Annotated in this window: 24 protein-coding genes; 8 read left to right on the plus strand and 16 right to left on the minus strand. The window is 68.0% G+C overall.

The window, feature by feature from the left end; all coding sequences use genetic code 11:
* Nucleotides 1-4: 4 nt before the first annotated feature.
* Together C882_RS07870 and C882_RS07875 are read right to left on the minus strand one after the other, a co-directional pair.
* The gene (locus C882_RS07870; protein ID WP_043644141.1) at nucleotides 5-430 is read right to left on the minus strand and encodes a hypothetical protein; all 426 of its coding nucleotides are present in this window, start codon (nucleotides 428-430) and stop codon (nucleotides 5-7) included.
* A complete protein-coding gene (locus C882_RS07875; RefSeq protein WP_052000040.1) occupies nucleotides 423-1,055 on the minus strand; it encodes an MEDS domain-containing protein in 633 nt (210 codons plus the stop codon). Before C882_RS07875 ends, C882_RS07870 begins: the two co-directional genes overlap by 8 nt.
* A 193-nt stretch (nucleotides 1,056-1,248) precedes the next feature.
* Here C882_RS07875 and C882_RS07880 point away from each other — a divergent pair, with 193 nt between their 5' ends.
* Nucleotides 1,249-3,915 (plus strand): MMPL family transporter, encoded by a 2,667-nt coding sequence (locus C882_RS07880; protein ID WP_160166776.1) that lies wholly within the window; start codon nucleotides 1,249-1,251, stop codon nucleotides 3,913-3,915.
* 72 nt (nucleotides 3,916-3,987) lie between these two features.
* On the opposite strand, the gene C882_RS07885 is transcribed toward C882_RS07880, so the two are convergent.
* Genes C882_RS07885 through C882_RS07900 form a run of 4 tightly spaced genes read right to left on the minus strand, consistent with a single transcriptional unit; the run spans nucleotide 3,988 to nucleotide 7,315 of the window.
* A complete protein-coding gene (locus C882_RS07885) occupies nucleotides 3,988-4,965 on the minus strand; it encodes a branched-chain amino acid ABC transporter permease (RefSeq protein ID WP_009540046.1) in 978 nt (325 codons plus the stop codon).
* On the minus strand, nucleotides 4,965-5,822 hold the full coding sequence (locus C882_RS07890; RefSeq protein WP_009540047.1) for a branched-chain amino acid ABC transporter permease: 858 nt from the start codon (nucleotides 5,820-5,822) through the stop codon (nucleotides 4,965-4,967). The genes C882_RS07885 and C882_RS07890 overlap by 1 nt, the downstream gene beginning before the upstream one ends.
* A 15-nt stretch (nucleotides 5,823-5,837) precedes the next feature.
* Nucleotides 5,838-6,542, minus strand: a complete 705-nt coding sequence (locus C882_RS07895) for an ABC transporter ATP-binding protein (protein ID WP_009540048.1) — start codon at nucleotides 6,540-6,542, stop codon at nucleotides 5,838-5,840.
* Entirely contained in the window at nucleotides 6,539-7,315 is a 777-nt protein-coding gene (locus C882_RS07900; RefSeq protein WP_009540049.1) for an ABC transporter ATP-binding protein, read from the minus strand. The genes C882_RS07895 and C882_RS07900 overlap by 4 nt, the downstream gene beginning before the upstream one ends.
* Nucleotides 7,316-7,503: 188 nt before the next feature.
* On the opposite strand from C882_RS07900, the gene uvrA reads away from it, so the two are divergent.
* A complete protein-coding gene (uvrA, locus tag C882_RS07905) occupies nucleotides 7,504-10,353 on the plus strand; it encodes an excinuclease ABC subunit UvrA (protein WP_009540050.1) in 2,850 nt (949 codons plus the stop codon).
* 266 nt (nucleotides 10,354-10,619) lie between these two features.
* Here uvrA and C882_RS07910 read toward each other — a convergent pair whose 3' ends face one another.
* Nucleotides 10,620-11,558 carry a M48 family metallopeptidase gene (locus tag C882_RS07910; RefSeq protein WP_160166777.1) on the minus strand — a complete coding sequence of 313 codons (939 nt, stop codon included), beginning with the start codon at nucleotides 11,556-11,558 and terminating at the stop codon, nucleotides 10,620-10,622.
* Here C882_RS07910 and C882_RS07915 point away from each other — a divergent pair.
* Complete coding sequence (locus C882_RS07915; protein ID WP_009540052.1) at nucleotides 11,557-12,963, plus strand: MFS transporter; 1,407 nt, start codon at nucleotides 11,557-11,559, stop codon at nucleotides 12,961-12,963. The two genes, C882_RS07910 and C882_RS07915, sit on opposite strands and share 2 nt — an antisense overlap.
* A gap of 118 nt (nucleotides 12,964-13,081) precedes the next feature.
* Here C882_RS07915 and C882_RS23065 read toward each other — a convergent pair whose 3' ends face one another.
* The gene (locus C882_RS23065) at nucleotides 13,082-13,498 is read right to left on the minus strand and encodes a DUF4170 domain-containing protein (RefSeq protein WP_009540053.1); all 417 of its coding nucleotides are present in this window, start codon (nucleotides 13,496-13,498) and stop codon (nucleotides 13,082-13,084) included.
* Between the two features lie 115 nt (nucleotides 13,499-13,613).
* Complete coding sequence (locus C882_RS23915) at nucleotides 13,614-14,069, minus strand: rhodanese-like domain-containing protein (protein ID WP_009540054.1); 456 nt, start codon at nucleotides 14,067-14,069, stop codon at nucleotides 13,614-13,616.
* A 126-nt stretch (nucleotides 14,070-14,195) separates the two neighbouring features.
* On the opposite strand from C882_RS23915, the gene trmFO reads away from it, so the two are divergent.
* Nucleotides 14,196-15,578, plus strand: coding sequence for a methylenetetrahydrofolate--tRNA-(uracil(54)-C(5))-methyltransferase (FADH(2)-oxidizing) TrmFO (trmFO, locus tag C882_RS07930; protein WP_009540055.1), 1,383 nt, complete (start codon nucleotides 14,196-14,198; stop codon nucleotides 15,576-15,578).
* Between the two features lie 90 nt (nucleotides 15,579-15,668).
* Here trmFO and C882_RS07935 read toward each other — a convergent pair whose 3' ends face one another.
* Nucleotides 15,669-15,860 (minus strand): hypothetical protein, encoded by a 192-nt coding sequence (locus C882_RS07935; protein ID WP_043644144.1) that lies wholly within the window; start codon nucleotides 15,858-15,860, stop codon nucleotides 15,669-15,671.
* Nucleotides 15,861-16,119: 259 nt separating this feature from the next.
* A complete protein-coding gene (locus C882_RS07940) occupies nucleotides 16,120-16,989 on the minus strand; it encodes a phytoene/squalene synthase family protein (RefSeq protein WP_009540057.1) in 870 nt (289 codons plus the stop codon).
* A gap of 102 nt (nucleotides 16,990-17,091) precedes the next feature.
* On the opposite strand from C882_RS07940, the gene C882_RS07945 reads away from it, so the two are divergent.
* The 4 genes from C882_RS07945 to C882_RS07960 all read left to right on the plus strand — a co-directional run bounded on the left by C882_RS07945 (nucleotide 17,092) and on the right by C882_RS07960 (nucleotide 20,846).
* A complete protein-coding gene (locus tag C882_RS07945; protein ID WP_009540058.1) occupies nucleotides 17,092-17,988 on the plus strand; it encodes a squalene/phytoene synthase family protein in 897 nt (298 codons plus the stop codon).
* Complete coding sequence (locus C882_RS07950) at nucleotides 17,985-18,857, plus strand: phytoene/squalene synthase family protein (protein ID WP_009540059.1); 873 nt, start codon at nucleotides 17,985-17,987, stop codon at nucleotides 18,855-18,857. The genes C882_RS07945 and C882_RS07950 overlap by 4 nt, the downstream gene beginning before the upstream one ends.
* Nucleotides 18,858-18,868: 11 nt before the next feature.
* Complete coding sequence (gene hpnE / locus C882_RS07955) at nucleotides 18,869-20,140, plus strand: hydroxysqualene dehydroxylase HpnE (RefSeq protein WP_009540060.1); 1,272 nt, start codon at nucleotides 18,869-18,871, stop codon at nucleotides 20,138-20,140.
* Nucleotides 20,141-20,243: 103 nt separating this feature from the next.
* On the plus strand, nucleotides 20,244-20,846 hold the full coding sequence (locus tag C882_RS07960) for a superoxide dismutase (RefSeq protein ID WP_009540061.1): 603 nt from the start codon (nucleotides 20,244-20,246) through the stop codon (nucleotides 20,844-20,846).
* A gap of 86 nt (nucleotides 20,847-20,932) precedes the next feature.
* Here C882_RS07960 and C882_RS07965 read toward each other — a convergent pair whose 3' ends face one another.
* From C882_RS07965 to tatB, 5 genes are all read right to left on the minus strand, one after another.
* Complete coding sequence (locus C882_RS07965) at nucleotides 20,933-22,021, minus strand: LysM peptidoglycan-binding domain-containing M23 family metallopeptidase (protein WP_083875738.1); 1,089 nt, start codon at nucleotides 22,019-22,021, stop codon at nucleotides 20,933-20,935.
* 68 nt (nucleotides 22,022-22,089) lie between these two features.
* Nucleotides 22,090-22,743, minus strand: a complete 654-nt coding sequence (locus C882_RS07970) for a protein-L-isoaspartate(D-aspartate) O-methyltransferase (protein WP_009540063.1) — start codon at nucleotides 22,741-22,743, stop codon at nucleotides 22,090-22,092.
* The gene (gene surE / locus C882_RS07975) at nucleotides 22,740-23,522 is read right to left on the minus strand and encodes a 5'/3'-nucleotidase SurE (RefSeq protein WP_009540064.1); all 783 of its coding nucleotides are present in this window, start codon (nucleotides 23,520-23,522) and stop codon (nucleotides 22,740-22,742) included. Before surE ends, C882_RS07970 begins: the two co-directional genes overlap by 4 nt.
* A 129-nt stretch (nucleotides 23,523-23,651) precedes the next feature.
* On the minus strand, nucleotides 23,652-24,494 hold the full coding sequence (tatC, locus tag C882_RS07980) for a twin-arginine translocase subunit TatC (protein WP_009540065.1): 843 nt from the start codon (nucleotides 24,492-24,494) through the stop codon (nucleotides 23,652-23,654).
* A 3-nt stretch (nucleotides 24,495-24,497) separates the two neighbouring features.
* Entirely contained in the window at nucleotides 24,498-25,007 is a 510-nt protein-coding gene (gene tatB / locus C882_RS23070) for a Sec-independent protein translocase protein TatB (RefSeq protein ID WP_052000042.1), read from the minus strand.
* Nucleotides 25,008-25,086 lie beyond the last annotated feature (79 nt).

Here is a 25,086-nt window from a genome sequence, read left to right on the forward strand (position 1 = left end):
CGCCTCAGCCCCAGGAACGGGTGGAGCGCGCGGGGTTCTCCTCCGCCATGCCGTCCATCTCGTCATAAGCGCGTTCAAGGGCCGTCTGGGCGTCCTCCAGGGCCGCCGCCATGGCGCGGCGTTCAAGCTCCAGGGCCAACAGGTTCATGGCGTTGCGCAGGTCGTCGGCGTAGGGCGCGAATTGCTCTGGATCATCGATCCGAAAGTCGACAACGCCGAAGGTCTCCGTGCCCGAAACCAGTGGAAACCGCTGCCAGCCGGCCGGCGGTTCGGGCGTGCCGATGTCCAGCCGCGCCGTCACCTGCGCCCTACCGACGCCGGGAACCTCCTTCAGGCCGGCGCCCACGAATCCTTCGAACTGCTGGCGGCCGGGCATCGACCGCGCCACACAGGCCAGAAGCAGCAGACGCGACGCGGTCGGGTCAGGCATGACCGTGCGCGTGTCCGTCACAGCAAGCGCGGGCTTCGGCTTCGCTCGGCGGTTCGTAGTACGGGTTGGGCACGATCTGGTTGCGCACCAGCATAAGCGGATGCGCCTTGAGAATCTGGAAGAGCAGTTCGCCATCGAACAGCCGGGCGTCGTACTGGCAGATGGCGCTGAAGGGGCTGTCTGTCACCACCGCGTTCACCTGGCGCTCGTATGACACCAGATCGTCCACCCCCGGCAGGCCGGGATCGAGCGACCAGTCCATCTCGCCGGTAAAGAACACGGTGCCGCTCACCTTGCCGTGCATGTCGGCATAGGCGCGCCGCAGCGTCGACAGCATGGCGGCAGGATCGAACCGCCCGCCGGGCGCGTAGGTGGAACGGGCGTCGCGAAACTGGAAATGGGGCTCGGCCAGAAGTTCGCGGGGAATGCCGCGCTGGACCAGATGGTCGTGGATCAGGTCAAGCTCGGTCTCGCAGGCGAAGTAGTCCGTCGATCCGCCGTTCGCCAGCACGCCGGCCATGATGCGCCCGATGGCGTCCATCCGTTGGTCTGGACTATCGTACAGGTAGCAGACATGCGTCCCGGGCTGGATCGACTCGATGGAAAAGGCGGCGTGACCGCTCATCGTGCGCTCTCCGGCGTATAAGGTCGACTGTCGCGTTCGGAAACAGATGATCCCCTGACTGCCGATACTGTTGCACGCTCGGGCGTTCTACGAAAGGAAAAGCTTACATGCGCCGGCCGGGTCATGGCGCGGTCCGGCCGGTTCCCCTAGACTGCCGCTCGCGTCCTAACGCCAGGGGAGAGGCCTTGTGTCCGTGAACATCGCCGACCGGTACCGCCGTTTCATGATCCACCTGGTGCGCGCCTGCTGCCGTGCGCGGTGGGCCGTGGTGGCGGCGGCGGTGGCGTTCACCGTCGTGTCGGCCTGGTTCGTGGCGAGCAACCTGGCGGTGAATTCCGAAACCGAGGACATGCTGGACCCCGCCCTGCCCTTCCGCCAGCAGGCCAAGGAGTTGCGCGCCGCCTTCCCCGAACTGAGCCGCACCCTGCTGGTGGTGGTGGAAGGAGAGACGCCCGAACTGGTGGAGCAGGCCGCGGGCCGCTTGGCCGAGGCCATGAGCCGCGACACGGTGTTCGACACCGTGTTCTATCCGGCCGCCGACCCCTTCTTCCGCCGTCACGGCCTGCTGTACCGCGATGTGGAGGCCCTGGAGGATACCGTCGACCGCCTGACCGAGGCGCAGCCGTTCCTGGGCCCTTTGTGGCAGGACCCGTCCCTGCGCGGCTTGGCCGGGCTTCTGGGCATGATGGCTGACAACCCCGAGCGCCTGACCGACGACGCGGCGGCGCAGCTCGACGACATCCTGACGCGGATGGCGGCGGTGGCGGAGGCGCGCGCCGGGGATGATCCCACGGCCGTGCTGTCGTGGCGCGGCGTGCTGGGCGGAGGCGGCGCCGCGGGCGGAGAGGCGGCGACAAGCGGCGAGGTCGATGCGCAGCCGCCGGTCGCAACCGCCCCTGTCCGCCGCATCATCGTTGCCCAGCCGGAGGTGGACTACACCGGCCTAGCGCCCGGCGCCACGGCGATCCGCACGCTGGAACGCCTGACCGACCGCCTGGACCTTGCGGCAGAGTACGGCGTAACGGTTCACCGGACCGGGCCGGTGGCGCTCGCCTATGACGAACTGCAAAGCGTGCGCACCGGCATGGGCCTGTCGGGCCTCATCTCCCTGGGGCTGGTGGCGGTCCTGCTGTGGTTCGGCGTCAAGAGCGTGCGGATGGTGATCTCGGCCCTGTTGACCCTGGTGATGGGCTTGATCTGGACCACCGCCGTCGGCCTGTTCGTGGTCGGCTCCCTGAACCTGATCTCCGTTGCCTTCGCCGTGCTGTTCATCGGCCTGTCGGTGGACTTCGGCATCCACTTCTCGCTCCGCTACAAGGAAGGCCGGGACCACGGCCGCACCCACGCCCAGGCACTGGACGAGGCCGCCGGCGACGTGGGCGACAGCCTGACGCTCAGCGCCATCGCCGCCGCCATCGGCTTCTTCGCCTTCCTGCCCACCTCCTACGTCGGGCTGGCGGAACTGGGGCTCATTTCCGGCATGGGCATGGGCATCGCGCTGTTGGCGAACCTGACCGTGCTGCCCGCGCTGATCTCCATCATGCACCCGCGGCGCATCCGCCTGCCCCGCGGCCCTTCGGCGCGGCTGGTGCGGACGTTGGAAAACCACCCAAAGAGCATCGTCGGCACGGCAGCCGCCCTGGCGCTGGTTTCGGCGGTGCTCGCGCCCTTCGTGTCCTTCGACTTCGATCCGCTGAACCTCAAGGACCCGGAGGCACCATCGGTGCAGGCGCTGGACGACTTGATGGAAGCCGGCGACGTGAACTTCTACGCCGCCCAGGTCTTGGCCGAAGACCAGGCCGCCGCCGAGGCTCTGGCCGAGCGGCTGGGGGGCCTGGAGACGGTGCAGGAGGCGACCACCATCGCTGCCAGCGTACCGACCGAGCAGGAGGACAAACTTTACCTGGTGGACGAGGCGGCGCTGGTGCTCGGCGCGGCCTTCGCCGCCGACCGCCGGCCGCAGCCGGAAGGCGCAGACCTTGGGCAGGCGGTTTCCGACCTGCGCCAGACGCTCGACCGGCTTGCCGACGGCGCCGTTGAGCGCCCGCAGATCAGTGAGGCTGCGCGGCGCCTGCACGCTGTGCTGGGCGAGCTTCCGCCCGAGGAGGCCGAGGCAGCTCTCATGCGCACCCTGCCCAAGGTGCTGGACGACCTGAACATGGCGCTTGAGGCGCAGCCCGTGGCGCTGGAGGACCTGCCCGCCGCCGTCACCACGCGCTGGCTGTCCCAGACGGGCCGGGCGCGGGTGGAGGTGGTTCCGGCCGTCGACGTCCATGACCGCTCGGCCCTGGCCGATTTCGTGGGCGAGGTGCGGTCCGTCGCGCCGGCGGTGACCGGTCCGCCGGTGACCATTCTGGAGGCCGGCCGCACAGTGCTGTGGTCGCTGTTCGAGGCCATGGCGATCTCGGCCGCCGCGACGGTGCTGCTGTTGCTGGTGGTGCTCCGGTCGGTGCGTGGCATCGTCTACGTCTTCGCGCCGCTGGGGCTGGCGACGCTGATGACGGCCGCCGTGTCGGTGGTGATCGGCCTGCCGCTGAACTTCGCCAATGTGATCGTGCTGCCGCTGCTGTTCGGCCTGGGCGTTGCGAGCGCCATTCACATCGTGCAGCGTGCCCGCGCGACAGGCCGGGCATCGGAGTTGCTGCACACGTCGACGCCGCGGGCGGTGGTGTACTCCACGCTGACCACCATCGGCAGCTTCGCCAGCCTGGCGCTCAGCGATCACGCCGGGACGGCCAGCATGGGCATCCTGCTGACGGTGGCGGTCGGGCTGACGCTGTTGTGCACGCTGGTGGTGCTGCCGGCGCTCATGGCCGTCGCCCCCCTTCGGCGGCGCTGGGACGTGCACATCGGCGAGTAGCGTGTTCCGTCGACAAGAAAAAACGGCGGCCCGTGCGGACCGCCGTTTCCTCGATGATGCGGACGCGCCGCCCTACTCTCCGGCCGGAACCTTGCGCGGTCGGCCTTCCTTGGGCGTCGGATCGCTGGTGCGGCCCGCACCCATATCCTCGGGCAGCAGGCCCTGCGGACGGGTCAGCAGGATGACCTGCAGCAGGATCGCCACCAGCAGCACGCGCACCGCGCCCGCCTGGGCCTGCCACTCCGCCGGCAGATAGCCGGTCGCAAGCTCGGACCCCGACCAGACGAACCAGATCAGCACCGCGCCCAGGATGGCGCCCTTGTTATTGCCCGACCCGCCGGCAATCAGCATCACCCACACCAGGAAGGTGGCGAACAGCGGCTCGAACGCCTCGGGGCTGATGAAGCCGAAGTAATGGGCATACAGGCCGCCGGCCAGGCCCATGACGGTGGAGCCCACCACGAAGGCCTCAAGCCGGAAGCGCTGGATGTTCTTTCCCGCCGCCATGACGCCGTTCTCGTTCTCGCGGATGGCGCGCAGCACGCGGCCCCAGGGGCTCTTGCGGGCGGCTTCCATCAGCAGGTAGACGACCACCAGAACGACGATGATGCCGATCAGGAAGGCCAGCGGGCTATCAAGGCCGAGGGGCTTCGGGATCGCGGGAATGCCGCGCACGCCGTTGGTCAGCCAGTCCTCGTTCTTCAGCAGAAGCCGGATGATTTCAGCGATGCCGATGGTGGCGATGGCCAGATAGTCGGTGCGCAATCGCATGGTCACCCAGCCGATCACCACCGACAGCAGCCCCGACATGATGACGGCCACCAGGAGGCCGACCGGCGTCGGCAGATCGAAACCGCCGACGAAGCTGTTGCTGGGGGCGGCCGTCAGGATCGCCGTCGAATACGCGCCGATGGCGAAGAACCCGGCGATGCCGATGTTGAACTGGCCGGTGAAACCCCATTGAAGGTTGAGGCCCAGCGACAGGATTCCGTAGATGCCCGCCAGCGTCAGCAGCGAGATCCCGTAGAAAAGCAGTCCGGACAGTTCCATCACGCTTGCCCCTTGAAAATACCCTGGGGACGCCAGATCAGCATGGCGACCATGATCGCGAAGGCCACGGCGGGCTTGTAGACCGGCGGCATGACCATGGTGGACAGCTCCATGGCGATGCCGATCACCATGCCGCCGGCAATGGCGCCATAGGGCTTGCCGATGCCGCCCAGAATCGTGGCGGCGAAGACCGGCAGCAGGATGTTCCAGCCCATCACCGGGTGAAGCTGGGCGTCCATGCCCAGGAAAACGCCCGCGGCCGTCGCCAGGCAGCCGGCAAGAATCCAGGTCCACATCACCACGCGCTCGGCCGGGATGCCACAGGCCGCCGCCAGGTCCACGTTGTCGGACATGGCGCGCATGGCCTTGCCCATCTTGGTGTGCGACAGGAACATGTGCACCACCAGCACCAGCACGATGGCCCCACCGACGATGAGCAGGTGGTCGGGCTTCACCACGATGTCGCCCCAGCGGTAGGGCATCTGGATGCCCTTGGCGAACACCTGGTTGTTGGGGCCGAAGATCAGCTGGATCAGGCTGCGCAGGCCCAGCGCCATGCCGAAGCTGGAGATCAGCAGGATCACGGGCGCGGTCCGCCGCAGCCGCCGGTAGATGGTCTGGTCGATGACCACGGCGATGACGGCGGTGATCGCCATGGCGATGGGCAGGGCCACCAGCACGGGGAGGCCCAGGCTGACCACGGCCAACGCGGAGAACGCGCCCAGGGTCATGATGTCGCCGTGGGCGAAGTGGGCGAAGCGCAGGATGCCGAAGATCAGCGACACGCCGATGGCGCCCAGCGTCAGGATGCTGCCCAGCACCACGCCGTAGACGAGCAGTTGCAGAAAGTCGATCACAATGAAATTCCCCCGTCAGCCGCCCAGGAACACTTCGGACACTTCCTCGTTGGCGAGGAGGTTGGCGCCGGTGTCGGTGATGCGGTTGCGGCCGGTGGTGAGCACGTAGCCCCGGTCGGCGATGTGCAGGGCCTGGCGGGCGTTCTGCTCCACCATCAGGATGCCGACGCCGGTCTTGTTGATGGCCTTCACCTGCTCGAACGTCTGGTCGATGAACAGCGGCGACAAGCCGGCCGTCGGCTCGTCGAGCAGCAGAAGCTTGGGCTCCAGCATGAGCGCGCGGCCCATGGCGACCATCTGCCGCTCGCCACCCGACATGAGGCCCGCCTGCTGCTTGCGGCGTTCCGCCAGGCGCGGGAACAGCTCGAAGATCCACTCCATCTGCCTGGAGTAGTCGTCCTTGCGCAGGTAGGCGCCCATTTCCAGGTTCTCCAGCACGGTCATGCTGGGGAACACGTTGCGCTCCTGCGGGACGTAGGAGATGCCCTTGCCCACAAGCTGGTCGGGGCGCAGGTGGGTGATGTCCTCGCCGTCGAAGGTCATCGTGCCGTCGTTGATCTTCAGCATGCCGAAGGCGGCCTTCAGCAGCGTCGACTTGCCCGCACCGTTGGGACCGATGATGACGACGATCTCGTCGCGGTCGGCGGTCAGGTCGACGCCGTTCAGGATGTTCATCCCGCCGTAGCCGCCGTGAATCTGCTTGATGTCGAGAAGGCTCATGCTTCCACCCCGCCGCTCATGCCGCCGCCCAGGTACGCCTCGCGCACCTGTTGGTCGGCCTTCACCTGGTCCATCGTGCCCTGGGTCAGCACGGTGCCCTGGGCCATGACGACCACGGGGTCGCACAGCTTGGCGATGAGGTCCATGTCGTGCTCGATGATGCAGAAGGTGTAGCCGCGTTCCGTGTTCAGGCGCTGCACCGCGTCGGTGATCTTCTTGAGCAGCGTCCGGTTCACGCCGGCGCCCGGCTCGTCCAGCAGGACCACCTTGGCGTCGGTCATCATGGTCCGGCCCAGTTCAACGAGCTTCTTCTGGCCGCCCGAGAGATTGCCCGCCACCTCGTCGGCGACGTGGGTGATTTCCAGGAAGTCCAGCACCTCGTCGACCTTTTCGGCGATGCGCTTGTCTTCTGCCGACACCCGGCCCCGGCGGAACCACGCGGAGAACAGGCTTTCGCCCGACTGCCCGGCGGGCACCAGCATCAGGTTTTCGCGCACCGTCATGCGCGAAAACTCCTGCGGAATCTGGAAGGTGCGAACGAGCCCCTTGTGGAAGCGTTCGTGCGGTGCCAGTTGGGTGATGTCCTCGCCATCCAGGACGATGCGCCCTTCGGTCGGCGCTACGAAACCGGCGACGATGCTGAAAAGCGTCGTCTTGCCCGCCCCGTTCGGGCCGATCAGGCCGGTCACGGAACCCTTCTCGATGTCGAAGGAACATGCGTGAACCGCCTGGATGCCGCCGAAGGACTTTGAGACGTTCTCGATCCGTATCAAAGTTTAACAGCTCCCTGTACGTCTTTCGGCCCTCTGGGGCCATTCGGGCGGTCATAGCGGAAGACACTCGCCATGACAATGCCGAATGCCCGACTGTTGCCAGGGGCGAACGAATGTTCCAACCCTTGGCAGGAGGCCACGTTCGGGCCATATAGGGGTGCTTTCAGGACAAACGGTGAATCGAACCCATGCACGAGATCGTCGTACGCGGCGCGCGCGAGCACAACCTTCAGAACGTCGACGTCACCCTACCCCGCGACAAGCTGATCGTGATTACGGGGCTTTCGGGCTCGGGCAAGTCGTCTCTGGCGTTCGACACCATCTATGCGGAAGGCCAGCGGCGGTACGTCGAAAGCCTGTCCGCCTACGCGCGCCAGTTCCTGGAGCTGATGCAGAAGCCCGATGTGGAAAGCATCGAGGGCCTGTCGCCGGCGATCTCCATCGAGCAGAAGACCACCTCGAAGAATCCGCGTTCCACAGTGGGCACGGTGACCGAGATCTACGACTACATGCGCCTGCTATGGGCGCGCATCGGCGTGCCCCACAGCCCGGCCACGGGCCTGCCCATCGAAAGCCAGACGGTCAGCCAGATGGTCGACCGCATCATGGAGATGGGCGACGGCACCCGCCTCTACCTGCTGGCCCCCATCGTGCGCGGCCGCAAGGGCGAGTACCGCAAGGAAATGCGCGAGCTTCAGGCCAAGGGCTTCCAGCGCCTGAAGGTCGACGGCGAGATGTACGAGATCGACGAGGTCCCGGCCCTCAACAAGAAGCTCAAGCACGACATCGAGGTCGTGGTCGACCGCGTGGTGGTGAAGGAGGGCATCGAGAGCCGCCTCGCCGACTCGTTGGAAACCGCACTCGAACTCACCGACGGCCTGGCCTTTGCCGAGGACGCGCGGTCGGGCGAGCGCACCACGTTCTCGGCCAAGTTCGCCTGCCCCGTCAGCGGTTTCACCATTGATGAGATCGAGCCGCGGCTGTTCTCCTTCAACAACCCCTTCGGCGCCTGCCCCACCTGCGACGGCCTGGGGCTGAAGATGTATTTCGATCCCATGCTTGTGGTGCCCGACGAGCGGAAGACGCTGCGGCAGGGCGCCGTCGCACCGTGGGCCATGACCGGCCAGGTCTCGCCCTACTACCAGCAGGCCCTGCAAAGCGTCGCCGAGCATTTCGAGTGCGACATGGAGACGCCGTGGAAGGACCTGCCGGAAAAGGTGCGCGAGGTCATCCTTCACGGCTCGGGCGGCGAGCCCATCCGCATGCAGTACCGCGACGGCACCCGGTCCTTCACCACGGAGCGGCCGTTCGAGGGCGTCATCCCCAACATCGGCCGGCGCTACCGCGAGACCGAGTCGCAGAACATGCGGGACGAGTTGGACAAGTACCGCGCCTCCGCCCCCTGCGAGGCCTGCAACGGCAAGCGCCTGAAGCCCGAGGCGCTGGCGGTGAAGGTGGCCGGCGAGGACATCTCGGCCATTACCGACCTGTCCATCGGCGGGGCGCGGCAGTGGTTCGAGACGCTGTCGCCGCACCTCAAGCCCCAGGACCAGGAGATCGCCAGCCGCATCCTGCGCGAGATCAACGAGCGGCTGACATTCCTGAACAACGTGGGGCTTGAGTATCTGACCCTGTCGCGCACCTCCGGCACTCTGTCGGGCGGGGAGAGCCAGCGCATCCGGCTGGCCTCGCAGATCGGGTCGGGCCTGACGGGCGTGCTTTATGTGCTGGACGAGCCCTCCATCGGCCTGCACCAGCGCGATAACGACCGCCTGCTGGCCACCCTCAAGCGCCTGCGCGACATCGGCAACACGGTGATCGTGGTCGAGCATGACGAGGACGCCATTCGCTCTGCCGATCATCTGGTGGACATGGGGCCCGGCGCCGGGCTGCACGGCGGCACCATCGTCTCGCAGGGCACCCCGGACCATGTGATGAACGACGACGCCTCGCTGACCGGGCAGTACCTCACGGGCAAGAAGTTCGTGCCGGTTCCGGCGCAGCGCCGCACGGGCAACGGCAAGAGTCTGTCCGTGGTCGGCGCGAAGGCGAACAACCTTCAGGACGTGACGGCCGACTTCCCGCTGGGCACCTTCACCTGCGTGACCGGCGTGTCGGGCGGCGGCAAGTCGTCGCTGGTGATCGAGACGCTCTACAAGGGCCTGGCCCGCACCCTTCACGGCGCGCGCGAGCATCCGGCGCCGCACGACCGCATCGACGGCATCGTGCACATCGACAAGATCGTCGACATCGACCAGAGCCCCATCGGCCGCACCCCGCGCTCCAACCCCGCGACCTACTGCGGCGCCTTCACGCCCATCCGCGACTGGTTCGCCGGGCTGCCGGAGGCCAAGGCGCGCGGCTACAAGCCGGGGCGGTTTTCCTTCAACGTCAAGGGCGGTCGCTGCGAGGCGTGCCAGGGCGACGGCCTCATCAAGATCGAGATGCATTTCCTGCCGGACGTCTACGTCACCTGCGACGTCTGCAAGGGCAAGCGCTACAACCGCGAGACCCTGGAGGTCACCTACCGTGGCAAGTCCATCGCCGATGTCCTTGATATGACGGTGGAAGAGGCGGCCGAGTTCTTCAAGGCCGTCCCCGCCATCCGCGACAAGATGGAGCTTCTGAAGCAGGTCGGCCTCGGCTACATTCACCTGGGGCAGCAGGCGACCACCCTGTCGGGCGGCGAGGCGCAGCGCGTGAAACTGGCGAAGGAACTGTCGCGCCGCGCCACCGGCCGCACGCTCTACATCCTGGACGAGCCCACCACCGGCCTGCACTTCGAGGACGTCCGCAAGCTGCTGGAGGTGCTGCATCATCTGGTGGACCAGGGCAACACGGTGGTCGTGATCGAGCACAACCTGGAGGTCATCAAGACCGCCGACTGGATCATCGACATCGGCCCCGAAGGCGGCTCGGGCGGTGGGCGCATCGTGGCGGCGGGCACGCCGGAAGAGGTCGCCAAGGCCCCCGAAAGCCACACCGGCCATTACCTGGAGCCCTACCTGACCAACGTGGCGACCCGGCTGCGGGCGTGAGTCTGCTTTCGAAGCGCTCGGGAAGCTGTTCGACGTTCTCCGCAGCACAGGCGTCGGGCTGGCAAACGCCGGAGGTGGGCCCCTGCTTTCACAGGGGTGACGCCTTTTTCCAATCAGTTGATTTAGAGAAAGGAATCGTTCGTCATTCCTGCGAAAGCAGGAATCTACATCCACTGCTGGCCATCCTACCGCGCTCCCATCGGGGGAACGTCCACCAACGGAGCCTAGCGCCTCCCAAGCACCTGCTTTAAGCAGCGTCCCCGTTCTCACGCCCCCCGAATGATCTCCTCCAGCCGCTCCGCCCGGTCCGCCGGCGCAGGGTGGGTCGACAGGAAGGCGGGCTGGCCACCGCCCTGCCCGGCCATGCGGCGCCAGAGCTGCACGGCTGCGCGCGGGTCATAGCCGGCGTCCGTCATGAGCCGCAAGCCCAGGCGGTCGGCCTCCAGTTCGTGTTCCCGCGTGTATGGCAGCGTGAGGCCAACCTCCACGCCCAGCCCAAGCACGGCGGCAATTTCCCGCGCATAGGCGACGTCGCCGATATCAAGGAAGAATTCCACCGCCTCCAGCCCGAAATCCTTGGCGACGGCGGCGTTCATACGTTCCTGAGCGTGTTCCGCCAGATGATGGCCGATTTCGTGCCCCACCACGGCGGCCAGTTGCGCCTCCGTCTGGGCAAAGCGCATCATGCCTTCGAACACGCCGATCTTGTTGCCCGGCAGGGCGAAGGCGTTGACGGCATCGCCCTGAAACACCTGCAACTCCCACGCCTGAGGATCTTCGCCCATGGCCCGCAGCATGCGCGTGCCGATAGTGTCCAGCACCTGATGGAGGCGCGCCTGGTCGGACAGCGGCGTCTGCTCCTTGAGCTGCCGCCAGCTTACCAGGCCCATTTCCCGCACCGTTTCGTCGCTGACCAGATCAATGGGCCAATCGCCGTCATCACATCCCGCCAGCGGCAGCGCAGCCAGAGCCGCACCGCCCAGCGTAAGCACGCGGCGCCGGGACAGGAAGCCACAGCCACAGGTCATCCTCTTACCTCTCGTAGGGTTTTGCCATCGGGTAAGGTGATAACGCGACGGCCGCATGGCAAGCGCCTCGACATCGGAAAGTTTTCCGCATTCGCAACGATTTCCATGGTTTACATGGCCGCCGGCCGATGCTTCGCTCTTGCTTGAAAAGACAGCCGGCGCCAGGAATCCCTGCATGAGCGACACCGTCTCCGCCCCGCTCTCCTCCTCCACCGACACCGCGGCGGCGAGCGGGGGCGCGTCGCTTTTCCAGGCCGTGATGTTGTGCTGGGCGCTGCTGTTCGGCATGGGGCTGGTCATGCTGGGCACCGGCCTGCAGAGCACCCTGCTCGGCGTGCGGTCCATCCTGGAGGGCTTTCCGCCCGGCATCACCGGCATCATTCAGTCGGGATACTTCGCGGGCTTTGCCGTGGGATCGCTGTTCGCGCCCGGGCTGGTGGCGCGGGTCGGGCATGTGCGGGTGTTCGCCGCGCTGGCGTCCGTGGCGTCGATCGCCGTGCTGCTGCACACGCTCTACGTCGACCCCATCGTGTGGACGGCCATGCGCATCCTGACCGGCTTCTCCTTCGCCGGTCTGGTGGTGGTGGCGGAAAGCTGGCTCAACTACCAGAGCCAGAACGAGACGCGCGGCCAGATGCTGTCCATCTACATGGTGGTCTGCATGGCCGGCATGGGGGCGGGACCGCTGCTGCTGAACGTCGCCGACCCCGGCGGCTTCGTTCTGTTCGTCGTGGTGTCCGTGCTGGTGTCGGCGGCCCTGGTGCCCATCCTGCTGACGGTCGGCGGGGCTCCGCCCTTCGAGGCGCCGGAAAAGATGCGGCTGCGGGAGCTGTACAAGCTGGCGCCGCTCGGCATGACGGGCATGGTGGCCGCCGGCATGTCCAACGGCGCCCTTGTCGGCGTTGCGGCCGTTTACGCGCAGGAGGCGGGCCTGTCGCGCTCGCTGGTGTCGATCTTCGTGTCGGTGGCGCTGATCGGCGTCGTGGTCGTCCAGTGGCCGGTGGGGCGCCTGTCGGACCGCTACGACCGCCGCAAGGTGATGACCGCCGTCACCCTGATGGCGGCCTGCGTCGCCGCCGTCGCGCTGGTTCTGGAGCCCGGTACCGTCCTCTCCCTGATCGCCGCCGCCGGCCTGGGCGGCCTGTCCTTCTCCATGTATTCCCTGGCCGTGGCGCAAACCAACGATCGGGTGCCGTTCAAGAAGATGGTCGGGGCCTCATCGACGCTGGTGCTCATGTCCGGGCTGGGCTCCACCGTCGGGACGCTGGCGGCCGGCTTCTCGGTGGATGCGCTGGGGCCCAACGGGTTCTTCCTCTACTTCGTGGTGGTCCATGTGGCGCTCGGTCTTTATGCGTCCTGGCGGATCGCCAAGCGCGACGCCGTGCCGACCGAGGAGCAGGCGCCGGCGGTCTACCTGGGCGGCTCCTACGCCACCAGCGCCGTCGCCACCGTGGCCGCCGTGGAGGTGGCCGAGGAAGCCTACGAGGAACAGCAGGCCGAAGCCGCCGCCGCCGAGGAGGCCGCTGCTGCCGAGGAAGTCGAAGACCGCCAGGACGCGACGGACGGCACCTCTGCCCCGTGAACACGCGAAGGCCCGACCGAACGCACGTCCGGCCGGGCCTTCTTTGTCTTCGTCCGCTGGGCGGGGCGGTCCGGGAGACTGGGGGACTGTCGGACAGGACCGCGCGCCGCCCGGCGCCTCAGGACGCTTCCTGGGCCTGCTTCTCGCGGGTACGGTCGGGATCGGTGACGATGTCGTAGCGGTGCGTGGCGCTGTCGATCGTCTGGCTGGTCAGGCCGCGCCAGAAGTCGAGCGCCTGCTGCTTCTGGAACGGGCCGTAGACCTCGAACTCGCGGTCCGGCGCCATGTCGGTGAAGCTGGTGTCCTTGTACTCGCCGCCGACCACGTAGAACTGCTGGTCGGGCAGTTCGTCCTCGTTCTTGACCACGTAGCGGACCATGGCGTTGTCCACGGTCTGGCCGGTGATGGAGCGCCAGAAGTTGTGGGCCTCCAACTCGGTGAAGGGGCCGTGCTTTTCCAGCTCGGTGCCCGGCGCCGGCTTGGTGAAGCTGGTGTCGGCGTATTCGCCGCCGATGACGTAGTAGGATTTCTTCATGACGCCCCGGTCTCCTCGATGACTGGCGATGAAACGACGGGGCCCTGTATAAGGCCTTCGGCCTTTTGTTGAAACCATGAACTTGACCCCGCCGCCGCCCGCCGCGGGCGGCGGATCAGCCGCGCTGGACGGGCAGGCCCTGGCGGTTCCACTTCATCATGCCGCCGGCCACCACCTGCACGTTGCGCAGGCCCGCGCCCTTCAGCGTCCGCGCCGCCGAGGCCGCCCGGTTGGACGACTTGCACGCCAGGTAGACGGGCGTGTCGGCATAGGCCTTCAGGTCCTCGCTCAGGCTCTTGGCACGGCTGGTCAGCTGGGAGATGGGAAGGTTCAGCGCGCCGGGCACGTGGCCGAGCGCATCATTGAACTCGTGCGGCTCGCGCACGTCGATGACCAGCGCGTCCTCGCCCGAGTCCAGCCGCTTCTTGACCTCGCGCGGCGGTACGAACGGTGCCCCGGCGATCAGGCGCGGGACAACCTTGACCAGCAGCAGGGCGGCGAAGCCCGCCACAATGGCGGCCAGAACGTCGCTGCCGAAAAATTCACTGATACCGTCGAGAAACTGGTCCATTGCGGGCTCCGAAGCGATGGGCGGCGGTCCGGTTCGGACCGGCCGCGAAAGGCGCACATAGAATGGGGCCGCGCGCGCGCAAGTCAACGCTGGACAGCGCCCCGCGCACCGACTACATGAGGCGCCATGTCCGACATTCGCCCTGTTCATATCATCGGCGGCGGTCTCGCCGGGTCCGAGGCGGCGTGGCAACTGGCCCGCGCCGGCGTTCCCGTCGTGCTGCACGAGATGCGCCCGGTCCGCCGCACCGACGCCCACCAGACCGACGGCCTGGCGGAGCTGGTGTGCTCCAACTCCTTCCGGTCCGACGACGACGACTACAACGCCGTCGGCCTGCTGCACTGGGAGATGCGCCGCGCCGGCTCCCTGATCCTGCGCTGCGCCGATGCCTGCGCCGTGCCCGCCGGCGGGGCGCTCGCGGTTGATCGCGAGGGCTTTTCCCAGGCCGTTCAGTCGGCCCTGGAGGCGCACCCGCTGGTGACCATAGAACGCGGCGAAGTCGCGGGCCTTCCGCCCGAGGACTGGGACAGCGTCATTATCGCCACCGGTCCGCTGACCAGCGCGCCGCTGGCCGAGGCCATTGCCGCGCTGACCGGCGAGGACAGCCTGGCGTTCTTCGATGCCATTGCGCCCATCGTCTACAAGGACAGCATCGACTTCGACACGGCGTGGTTCCAGTCGCGCTACGACAAGGGCACGGGCACCGACTACATCAACTGCCCCATGAGCCGGGAGCAGTACGACGCCTTTCTCGACGCCCTGCTGGCCGCCGAGAAGACCGAGTTCAAGGAGTGGGAGGGCACACCCTACTTCGAGGGCTGCCTGCCCATCGAGGTGATGGCCGAGCGCGGGCGCCAGACGCTCACCTACGGCCCCATGAAGCCCATCGGCCTGACCAACCCGCACAACCCGACGGTCAAGCCGTATGCGGTGGTTCAGCTGCGCCAGGACAACGCGCTGGGCACGCTCTACAACATGGTCGGCTTCCAGACCAAGCTGAAGTGGGGCGAGCAGAAGCACATCTTCCGCATGATCCCCGGCCTGGAAAACGCCGAGTTCGCGCGGCTGGGCGGTATCCACCGCAACACCTTCCTCAACAGCCCGCGCCTGCTTGACGACCGGCAGCGGCTGAAGGCCATGCCGCGCCTGCGTTTCGCGGGCCAGATCTCGGGCTGCGAGGGCTATGTCGAGAGCGCCTCGATGGGCCTGGTGGCCGGCCGCTTCGCCGCTGCCGAGCGTCTGGGGCTTGAGCAGGGGCCGCCGCCGGTCACGACCGGCATGGGGGCACTGCTCAACCACATCACCGGCGGCGCGGAGGCGGACACGTTCCAGCCCATGAACGTGAACTTCGGGCTTCTGCCGGACATCCTGCGGAACCCCGAAACGGGCCGGAAGATCAAGGGGCGCGATCGCAAGGCGGCCTATACGGCACGCGCCAAGAAGGACTTCACGGATTGGCTGGCGGCCTCGGCCCTGCCCGTTCCGGGCGACGACAACCAGGCCGCCTGACCCATCCGATCAAAACCACGCCCGGAAACGAACGACGCCCCCGACCAGGATCGGGGGCGTCGTCGCATCGGGAAACGTGGTGGGGGACCGTCAGTGGAGGCTGCGCAGCCGGTAGCCGTCGTCATCCGTCTCGAACAGTTCACCCTCCAGGGCCGTGTGTGCCTCGGCGCTGCCGGACTGCCAGCCACCCAGGCCCATCAGGCCGTGGAACATGAGACTGACGGCGATCACCCACGCTACGGCGGCCAGGTGCTGGCCGAAAGTCGCATTTCTGGGAGTCATTTCGCCCTCCGTCCCTCGGGATCGGTCTCATCCGGAACGGGAACACGTCCCGTCGTTTAGGCCCACGCTGTTAAAGTACGCCCGCAGCGAATCGGAATCAAGTCCCTGATTTACCGCCAAATGCGGCTTAACCGGTAGGCGTAGATGCCACCGGACGACTCGTGGTCTTAGGACTCGGCATAAGACCGATATAACGGGGTGCGCCCTACCCTCCGCCACCACATGATGCGGCGGAACCCCGGCGACACATTGGCAAGCCCTAGTACCGGCTCAGGAATGCCGCCGCGGTCAAACGGAGTGGCCGGACGTCGACGCGGCCCAGGTCGGGGTGGTACACGTTCCAGCCCAGCCGTTGCAAGCGCTTTAGATAACCATCGGCAAGAACGGCGGGCAAAAGCGCCGGAAGTGCGGCCCGACTCACCCTCCCGCGCAGGCCGCGCGCCTCGGCCAGACGCGCCCGCGCCGCGCCCGCCAGGTCAGCGGCGACCGCAGCGACGGCGTCGTGCGGCTTGCCGGCCGCCACCACGTACCCGTCGATTCCGCGGCCCGTCAGTTCCGCCGCGGGCAGGTAAACCCGGTTCTGGGCGGCGTGGAAGGGCACGGCGCGCAACAGGCCGGTGATCGCCCAGGCGGTACCGACCGCATCCGCCGCCGCCAGCGTCTCCTCGTCTCCTGCGCCCAGGATGCAGGCGGCAAGGCGCTGGACGCTGCCACCGGTGCCGCGGGCATAGGCCAGGAAGGCCTCGCGGTCATCGGGCGGCTGGTCATCCATATCCCGCTCACGCGCCTCCAGCAGTGTGTCAAAGGGCTCGCGCGGCAGGTTGCGGCGCCGGATCGCCCCGATCAGCGCTTCTGCCGTCGGATGGGTCGGCGGCGGCGTGCCCTTCTCGAAGACGCCCTCCAGCAGGTCGCGCCAGAACTGCAGGCGCATGAGGCCCATCATGGGCTCGCTCACCTTTTCCCGAATGCCCGCCACATCGGCATTGAAGGCATACAGCGCAAAAAGGTCCTCGCGGCGGTCCTCGGGCGCGAAGAGGGCCGTCATGAAGCGGTCGCGATCCTGGCGACGCACCTCTTCTCCCATCATGGACAGGTCGGGGGTGCGCGGCTGTCGGGCGCTGTCGGGCATCTGGGTCCTTTCCGGTTGCGCGGGTTGCCGGTCGGCATCGTTTGGCGCGACGCGGCGTGCTGTGCCATATATAGGGTTCGTATCGCTGAGAAAAGGCGTGCCATGTCAGGCTCCACCGCCTCCGTGCCGGACGCCGCACCGGGGCCGGAGATCACCGACGCCGTTCGTGCGGCGCTGTCCGGCAAGGGAATGGGCGACGAGAACTTCCCCGTCGCGTCGGTCCTGCTGGCCCGGCGGCACCGGCCGGTGGTCGCCGCCTACTACCGCTTTGCCCGCACCGCCGACGACGTGGCGGACTCCGAAACGCTGACGCCGGACGTCAAGGTGGCCGCCCTGGACGTCATGCAGGCGGTGCTGGAAGGGCGCGAAGACCCGGCCCTGTCGCCCGAGGCCGCGGCGCTGCGGCCGATGCTGCAGGAGCGGCGGGTGCCGCTGCGGGTGGCGAGCGACCTGTTGATTGCGTTTCGCGGCGACTCCCGCGGACTGACCTGCCGCACCTGGGACGACCTGATCGCCTACTGCGAGAACTCCGCCAATCCGGTGGGGCGCTTCCTGCTGCGCCTGCACGGCGCCCCTGCCGCCGCGGACCGGCCGTCGGATGCCCTGTGCACGGCGTTGCAGATCCTCAACCACCTGCAGGACCTGCGCGAGGACTGGACGCGCCTGCACCGCCTCTATCTGCCGCTGGAGTGGATCGAGGCCGCGGGCGGCCACGCAGAGGATCTGGCCCGCGTGCCCACGCCGGAACTGTTCCGGCCGCTAATCCTGGAGGCGCTGGACCGCACCGACCCGCTGATCGCCGAGGCCGACCGTCTGCCCGTCCATATCGGCGAGCGTGGCTTGACCATGCAGTCTCGCATGGTGGTGGAACTGGCGAAGCGTCTGTCCTCACGCCTGCGCGCCGATGCGCCCGAGACCGAGGACACCAAGGCCAGCCGCACCGATTGGGCCGCCGCTGCCCTGCGCGGCGCCTGGAGCGGGCTGGGAGGCCGGCCATGAGCGCCACCACCACCGCGGCTCGTCCGGGCACGGCCGGGGCAGGCGCCTTCACGTCCATCGGACGGCTCGACGCCCTGGACTGGGCCCTGCCGCTGGTGCCGCGCGACCGGCGCGGGGCGGCGCGCGCGGTTCTGGCGTTCCGGGCCGAGGTACAGGCGGTCGCCGACGGAGCGGCTCCCCGCCCTGAAAAGCGCGGCCGGCTGGCGGCGTGGCGTCTGGAACTTGATGCGCTGGAAGCAGGGCTCCCGGCCACGCCGGTGACCATCGCGCTGCAACAGCCGCTCCACCGTCACCGCCTGCCGAGGACGGAACTGGAAAACCTTGTATTGGCCGCCGACATGGACGCGGGCGGCGTCATGGTGGCGCCGCCGCAGTGCGACCTGCGGCTATACACCAGGCGCTCGGGCGGGGCCCTGATCATCCTGCTGGCGGCCGTCCTGGGCGACACCAGCCACGCCGCCGGCTGCTTCGGCCTGGCGCTCGGCGAGGCCATGCGCCTGACGACGCTGCTGCGCGACCTGGGTCCGGCCGCCCGTGCCGGGCGCCTCTGCCTGCCGCGCGAATCCCTGGCGGAAGCGGGGATCGTCGCCGCCAGCACAGCCGAGGTGCTGGACCATCCCGCCCTTGACGCAGCCTGCGCGCCCGTGGCCGCAACCGCATCCGAACGCTTTGCAGACGCGCGCCTCATGCTGCCCGAGGTGGCGCTGCCCGCCCGCCCCTTCCTGCGGGCTGTGCTGGAAGCTCACGAGGACCTGCTGGAGACCCTTCACGCGCGCGGCCGCGGCGCGGCTGTCCAACCGCCGCCGTCGCCCGGTCGGGTGGCCCTGGCCGCCCGTGTGTTGCGCCATCGGTTCCGCGGCGCCGCATGAGCCGGCGGCGGATGCACGTCATCGGCGCCGGGATGGCCGGCCTCGCCTGCGCGGTGGAGGCCGTGCGCGACGGCTGGGCGGTCACCGTCCACGACAGCGCGCCGCGCGCCGGGGGCCGCTGTCGCTCCTACCACGATCCGGCGCTGGACAGGGTCCTCGACAACGGCAGCCACCTCATGCTGTCCGCCAACACCGAGACCCGGCGCCTTCTGGAAACCACCGGCGGCTGGAGCCGCGTGGTGGAGGTGACGCCGGCGGTCTTTGCCTTCCACGACCTGCGGGACGGCACGGCCTTCAGCGTCCGACCGAACGCCGGTCCCCTGCCCTGGTGGATCTTCACAGCCGGCCGCCGGGCGCCGGGGTCGACGGCCATGGACCATCTGAGCGCCCTATGGCGGCTGTTCCGGGCATCGGCGGGGGCCAGCGTGGCCGACGCGCTGGCCGGCCCCCTCTACGACCGGGTGTGGTATCCCATCGCCGAGGCCGTGATGAACACCGCACCGGCCGAAGCCTGCGCCACCAGCTTTCGCGCCGTGATCCGCGACAGCCTGCTGCGCGGCGAGCCGGCGTGCCGGCCGTGGCTCTTTCCCGAAGGCCTCGACGCTGCCCTGGTGGCGCCGACGGTAGCCTGGCTGGAGGCGCACGGCGCCGAGGTCCGGCTGACGGACCCGGTGAAGGGCCTGGAGACCAAGGACGGCCGCATTGCCGCCTTGCGCACGCGGTCCGGCCCCGTCGCGCTCGCACCGGGGGACGTGGCGGTCTCCGCCCTGCCCGCCTTCACCGTCGGCAGGCTGCTGCCGGACCTGGCTCCTGACGGCCTGGAAACGCGCGCCATCCTCAACGCCCACTTCCGCCTACCGGCGCCGGTGAACCTGCCCCCGCCCGGCTTTCTGGGCCTGATCGGAGGACAGGCGCATTGGCTGTTCGTGCGCGGCGACGTGCTGTCGGTGACGGTCAGCGCCGCCGATGCGCTGGCGGCGCATACCGACGACGAGGTCGCGGCGCGGCTGTGGGCGGACGTGGTGCGCGTGCCCGCCTTCTCCCACTTCGGCAACCCGCCGCCGCCAAGCCGCGTTGTGCGGGAGCGAAGGGCGACGCTTGCCCATACGCCGGGCATCGACACCCGGCGCCCCGGTCCGCGCACCGGCCTCGGCAACCTGCTGCTGGCCGGAGACTGGACCGCCACGGGGTATCCCTGCACCGTGGAGGGCGCCGTAAGGTCCGGCGTGACGGCGGCGCGCACCGCAAGGACAATCGCCGCGCTGCACGGCCCGGTGGAGTGAGAGGGAATTTCTTCGCCACGAGGCTTGCAACATCGCGCCGCCGCGGCTTATCTAAACGCCTCGTTTAGACTCTTTCCAAAACCCGAATATTGCGAGGTTGGTAATGGCTTTCGAACTGCCCCAGCTGCCGTATCCCAAGGACGCCCTGGCGCCGCACATGTCGGCCCAGACCCTGGAATTCCACCACGGCAAGCACCACAACACCTACGTCACCAACCTGAACAACCTGACCAAGGACACGCCGCTGGCCACCCAGCCGCTGGAAGACGTCATCCACGAGGCCTGGAAATCCGGCAACACGGGCGTGTTCAACAACGCCGCCCAGGTCTGGAACCACACCTTCTTCTGGCACTGTATGAAGCAGGGCGGCGGCGGTGAGCCGACCGGCAAGGTGGCCGAGAAGATCGACAGCGATCTTGGCGGTTACGCGGCCTTCAAGGAAAAGTTCACCGATGCCGCCAAGACGCAGTTCGGTTCCGGCTGGGCCTGGCTGGTGGTCAAGGACGGCAAGCTGGACATCATGAAGACCCCCAACGCCGAGACCCCGATGGTTCACGGCGCCACGGCCCTGCTGACCGTGGACGTGTGGGAACACGCCTACTACCTGGACTACCAGAACCGCCGCCCCGACTTCGTCGCGGCCTTCCTGGACCACCTGGTCAACTGGGACTACGTGAACGAGCAGCTGGAAAAGGCCGGCGCCTGATCGCCGACCGGACCGGCGAGCGGTTCATGAAAAAGGGCGGGGCCTTACGGCTCCGCCCTTTTCGGTGTCTGCTGCAGAATCCACCGTTAGCGCAGCATCGCCACGCCGGGCCCGTCCAAATGCTCCATGGGATCGATCGCCTTGGAGCCCTTGCGAATCTCAAAGTGGACCTGCGGGCGATCGACGTTGCCCGTCTGGCCCGAGTGCGCGATCACGTCGCCGCGCTGCACGGTCGCGCCGCGCTCCACCAGAAGTTTGCTGTTGTGAGCGTACGCGGTCATCCAGCCGCCGTCGTGCTTGAGCAGCAGGAGATTGCCGAAACCGCGCAGCTCGTTGCCGGAATAGACCACCACCCCATTCTCGGAGGCCCGCACCGGCGTCCCCTCGGGTACGGCGATGTTGATGCCGTCATTGTGCAGGCCGGCCCCGGCCGGGCCGTACTTGCTGATGATCTGCCCCTGAACCGGCCAGCCGAACCGCCCGCCGGACCGTGCTGGCGGCCGCGTGTCCACTGGAGCCGGCGGCGGCGCGGCCTCGGTCACCTGCGTCTCCGCCGGCGCGGGCGCCGGTGCTGGTGCCGGTGCGGCGGAGGGTGAGGACGGTGCCCCTGCGCTCTGGCGATCCACCAGCAGCGGCGGCGGATCGGGCCTGCGGTCGCCGGACGACCGGGCAGGTGCCGGTGCCGGCCGCGCCTGCGCCACGGCGGTTTCCACCCGCCCCGGCAGGACGAGCGGCTGGCCGGGATAGATCGTGTAGGGCGGCCGCAGCTCGTTCACCCGCGCCAGCGTGTTCATGTTGACGCCGAAGCTGCGGGAAATGCCGTAGAGAGTGTCCCCTCGCGCCACCCGGTAGACCTCCTGCGCCGGCATGCGCAGGGTTTGCCCGGGATAGAGCATGTAGGGCGGATTGAGGCGGTTGATCTCTATGATCCGGCGCATGGGCACGCCGTAGCGCCGCGCGATGGCGTAGACGCTGTCACCCCTTTGCACCACCACCTGCCCCGGCACCCGGCCGTCAACGACGGCCCCGCCGGCGGGTTGGTAGTTGGGATAGCGGGGCGCCGCATCCCACTGCACACAGCCGCTCAAGGCCAGGCCGAGGGCGGCACAGGCCAGGATGCGGAGGTGCCGCCCGTGCGGCCGGCGCGGTGGCGAAGGTGGGACCCGGGTCGTCATGGCCGTCAGCCTATACGGGCTTGGCCCTTCGCTCAACGCGTTGTTGTCATGGGTGATGTCAAAGCGCCTCAGCCGTTGCCGACGGGCAACCCTTCCACCAGCGGGACGAAGCGGACGGGGAACAGGCGCTCGACGTGGGCCTGGCCGTCCTCGTCCTTGAGGACGCGCAGCAGGTCCTGGTCCTGGCCCGCGGTCGGGCCGACGGGCAGGATCATGATGCCGCCGGGCTTGAGCTGGTCCAGCAGCGTCTGGGGGATCTCGCTTGCCGCCGCGGCGGTGACCATGATGCGGTCGAATGGCGCCTGTTCCGGCCAGCCCCGGTTGCCGTCGCCGATGATGGTGTGGATGTTGTGCAGGCCAAGCTGCCGGAACCGGGCCTCGGCGACGCGCAGCAGGGGGCGGTGGCGCTCGATGGTGTAGAGGCGGCGGCACAGCCTGGCGAGGATCGACGCCTGGTACCCCGAGCCGGTGCCGATCTCCAGCACCTTCATGCGCTTGTCCACCTGCAGGGCCTGGGTCATCTGGCCCACCACCAGCGGCTGGCTGATGGTCTGGCCGCAACCGATGGGCAGGGCGCGGTTGGCGTAGGACTGGTCCTGATAGAGGTCTTCCACGAACAGCTCGCGCGGGATGCGCTCCATGACCTCCAGGACGCGCTGGTCGGCGACGCCCTGGCGGCGGAGTTCCATGATGAGCTGGGCCTTGTGGGTTTCGTCGATCACGAGAATACCTGCTTGAGCGACAACATTGTGGGCTGGTGCGTCAGGTCGACGCACAGCGGCGTGACGGCGATGACGTTGCGGTGAACGGCCTCGATGTCCGTGCCGACGACGGTTGTGTCCTCGTTGCGCGCCGGGCCGATCCACACATAGGGCCGGCCGCGCGGGTCATGGCGCTCGATCAGGTGGTCGCCGAGCTTGCGCTTGCCCTGGCGCACCACCTCGACGCCCTTTACCTCGTCCGGGCCGCAGTTGGGAAAGTTGACGTTGATGGCGACGTTGCGTGCCCAACCGGCAGCGCAGCAGCGGCGGATGACGTCGGCGGCGTGGAGGCGCGCGGTGTCCCACGGCACCGGGTCGGGGTGGCGGAAAACCTGCGACAGCGCCATGGACTGCACGCCGAGGAGCGTTCCCTCGATCGCGGCGGCGATCGTGCCGGAGTACGTCACGTCGTCGCCGATGTTGGCGCCCCGGTTCACGCCCGACAGCAGCAGGGTCGGCCGACGGTCTTCCACCAGCCGGTTCACGCCCAGCAATACCGCGTCTGTCGGCGTGCCGTCGACGGCGTAGTGCCGCTCCTTCACCTTGCGGTAGCGGAGCGGGCTGTGCAGCGTGAGCGAATGACCGGCGCCGCTCTGCTCTCCTTCCGGTGCGATGACCCAGACGTCGTCGGTGAGCGTCAGAGCCACCTCTTCCAGCATCTTGATGCCCGGCGCGTTGATGCCGTCGTCGTTGGAAATGAGGATGCGGGCTTCGGACAGGTCGGTGATGGGCTCGAACATCGCAGGCGGTGCCTCATGGCCCGCGCGCCTCGCGTCGACGGTCGGCGGCGCGGTTGGTGGTGGTGGGTCTGAAGCGGAAGCCGGCCGCGCCGCCTGAGCCCGTATCCGGGCGGCGGCGCGGCACCGGCGTCACGACTGGTTGAAGTCGGTCTCGTCCACGCCGTCGGCGTCAAGCTCGTCGAAGGCGTCATCCTCCAACTGCTCCTCGCGCTTCTTCTGCATCATCGTGACGGTGACGATGGAGATCTCGTACAGCGCGATCAGCGGCAGGGCAAGGCCCACCTGGCTGATGACGTCGGGCGGCGTCAGGATGGCCGCCATGACGAAGACGCCGACGATGGCGTACTTGCGCTTGGCCTTCAGCCCATCGGCCGTGACCAACCCGGCACGGGCCAGCAGGGTCAGTACGACCGGCAACTGGAAGCTGATGCCGAACGCCAGGATCAGCTTCATCACCAGACCAAGGTACTCGCCCACCTTGGCTTCCAGTTCGATCGGCAGCACGGTCTCGCCGGCGCCGGTCTGGAAGCCCAGCAGGAAGCGCCAGGCCATGGGGATGATCAGGTAGTAGACCAGCGCCGCGCCGATGGCGAAGAGGATCGGGCTCATCACCAGGAACGGCAGGAAAGCCTTTTTCTCATGGCGGTAGAGGCCCGGCGCCACGAAGCGCCAGAGCTGCCAAGCGATGATCGGAAAGGCCACGACGACGCCGCCGAAGGCGCCCACCTTGATGTAGGTGAAGAAGGCTTCCGTCAGCGCGGTGTAGATCATGCGCTGGCTGCCACCCACCTCGTCCATGATTTCGGCGAGCGGCGCGACCAGAAAGCCGTAGATGTATTCCGCGACGAAATAGCAGGCGAAGAACGCCACCAGGAAGGCGACGACGCAGTACAGCAGACGCTTGCGCAACTCGAGCAGGTGCTCGAGCAGCGGCATCTTGTTCTCTTCGGGATTGTCCTGAATTGTGCCCATGGATCAGGCGCCCTTCTCGCCGCCGGCCGACCGGTTCGGCTCGGTGGAGGCAGAGGCCGGCTCGGGCTCGCGGGCGTCGGGCGACGCCGACGAAGGCGAAGACGGCGCCTTCGCGGGTTCGACGGGCTCGGCTGCGTCCGCGATGGGACGGGCCGGATCCTCGGTGGGCCGGTTCTCGGCGGCGGTCTTGGTCTGACGGGGCACGCTTTTCAGGTCCAGATCTTTGCGGGCGTCGTTCAGGTCCTTGGTGAACTCGCCGGTGGGATCGACCTCCTTTTCGATCTCGCGACCGAGGTCCATGCGCTTCGCCTTGTTCAGGCCGTCGCGCACCTCCTGCAGCTCGGCCTCGCGCACCACATCATCCAGGTGCCCCTGGAATTCCCGCGCCATGCCGCGGATACGCTTGACCCACTTGGCGATGGTGCGCATGGCCGTGGGGAGTTCCTTGGGGCCCAGGATCAGGATCGCCAGGACGACGATCATGCCCAGTTCAGGCCAGCCCAAATCGAGCATCAACCAGACCTTTGAAGAGAGACGGCGGCGGCGGCACGGTCTGCCGGTGACCTTTGGAAGGCCGCCTCCAGCGACCGTG

This window comes from Caenispirillum salinarum AK4, from assembly GCF_000315795.1.
Lineage (GTDB): Bacteria > Pseudomonadota > Alphaproteobacteria > Rhodospirillales > Rhodospirillaceae > Caenispirillum > Caenispirillum salinarum.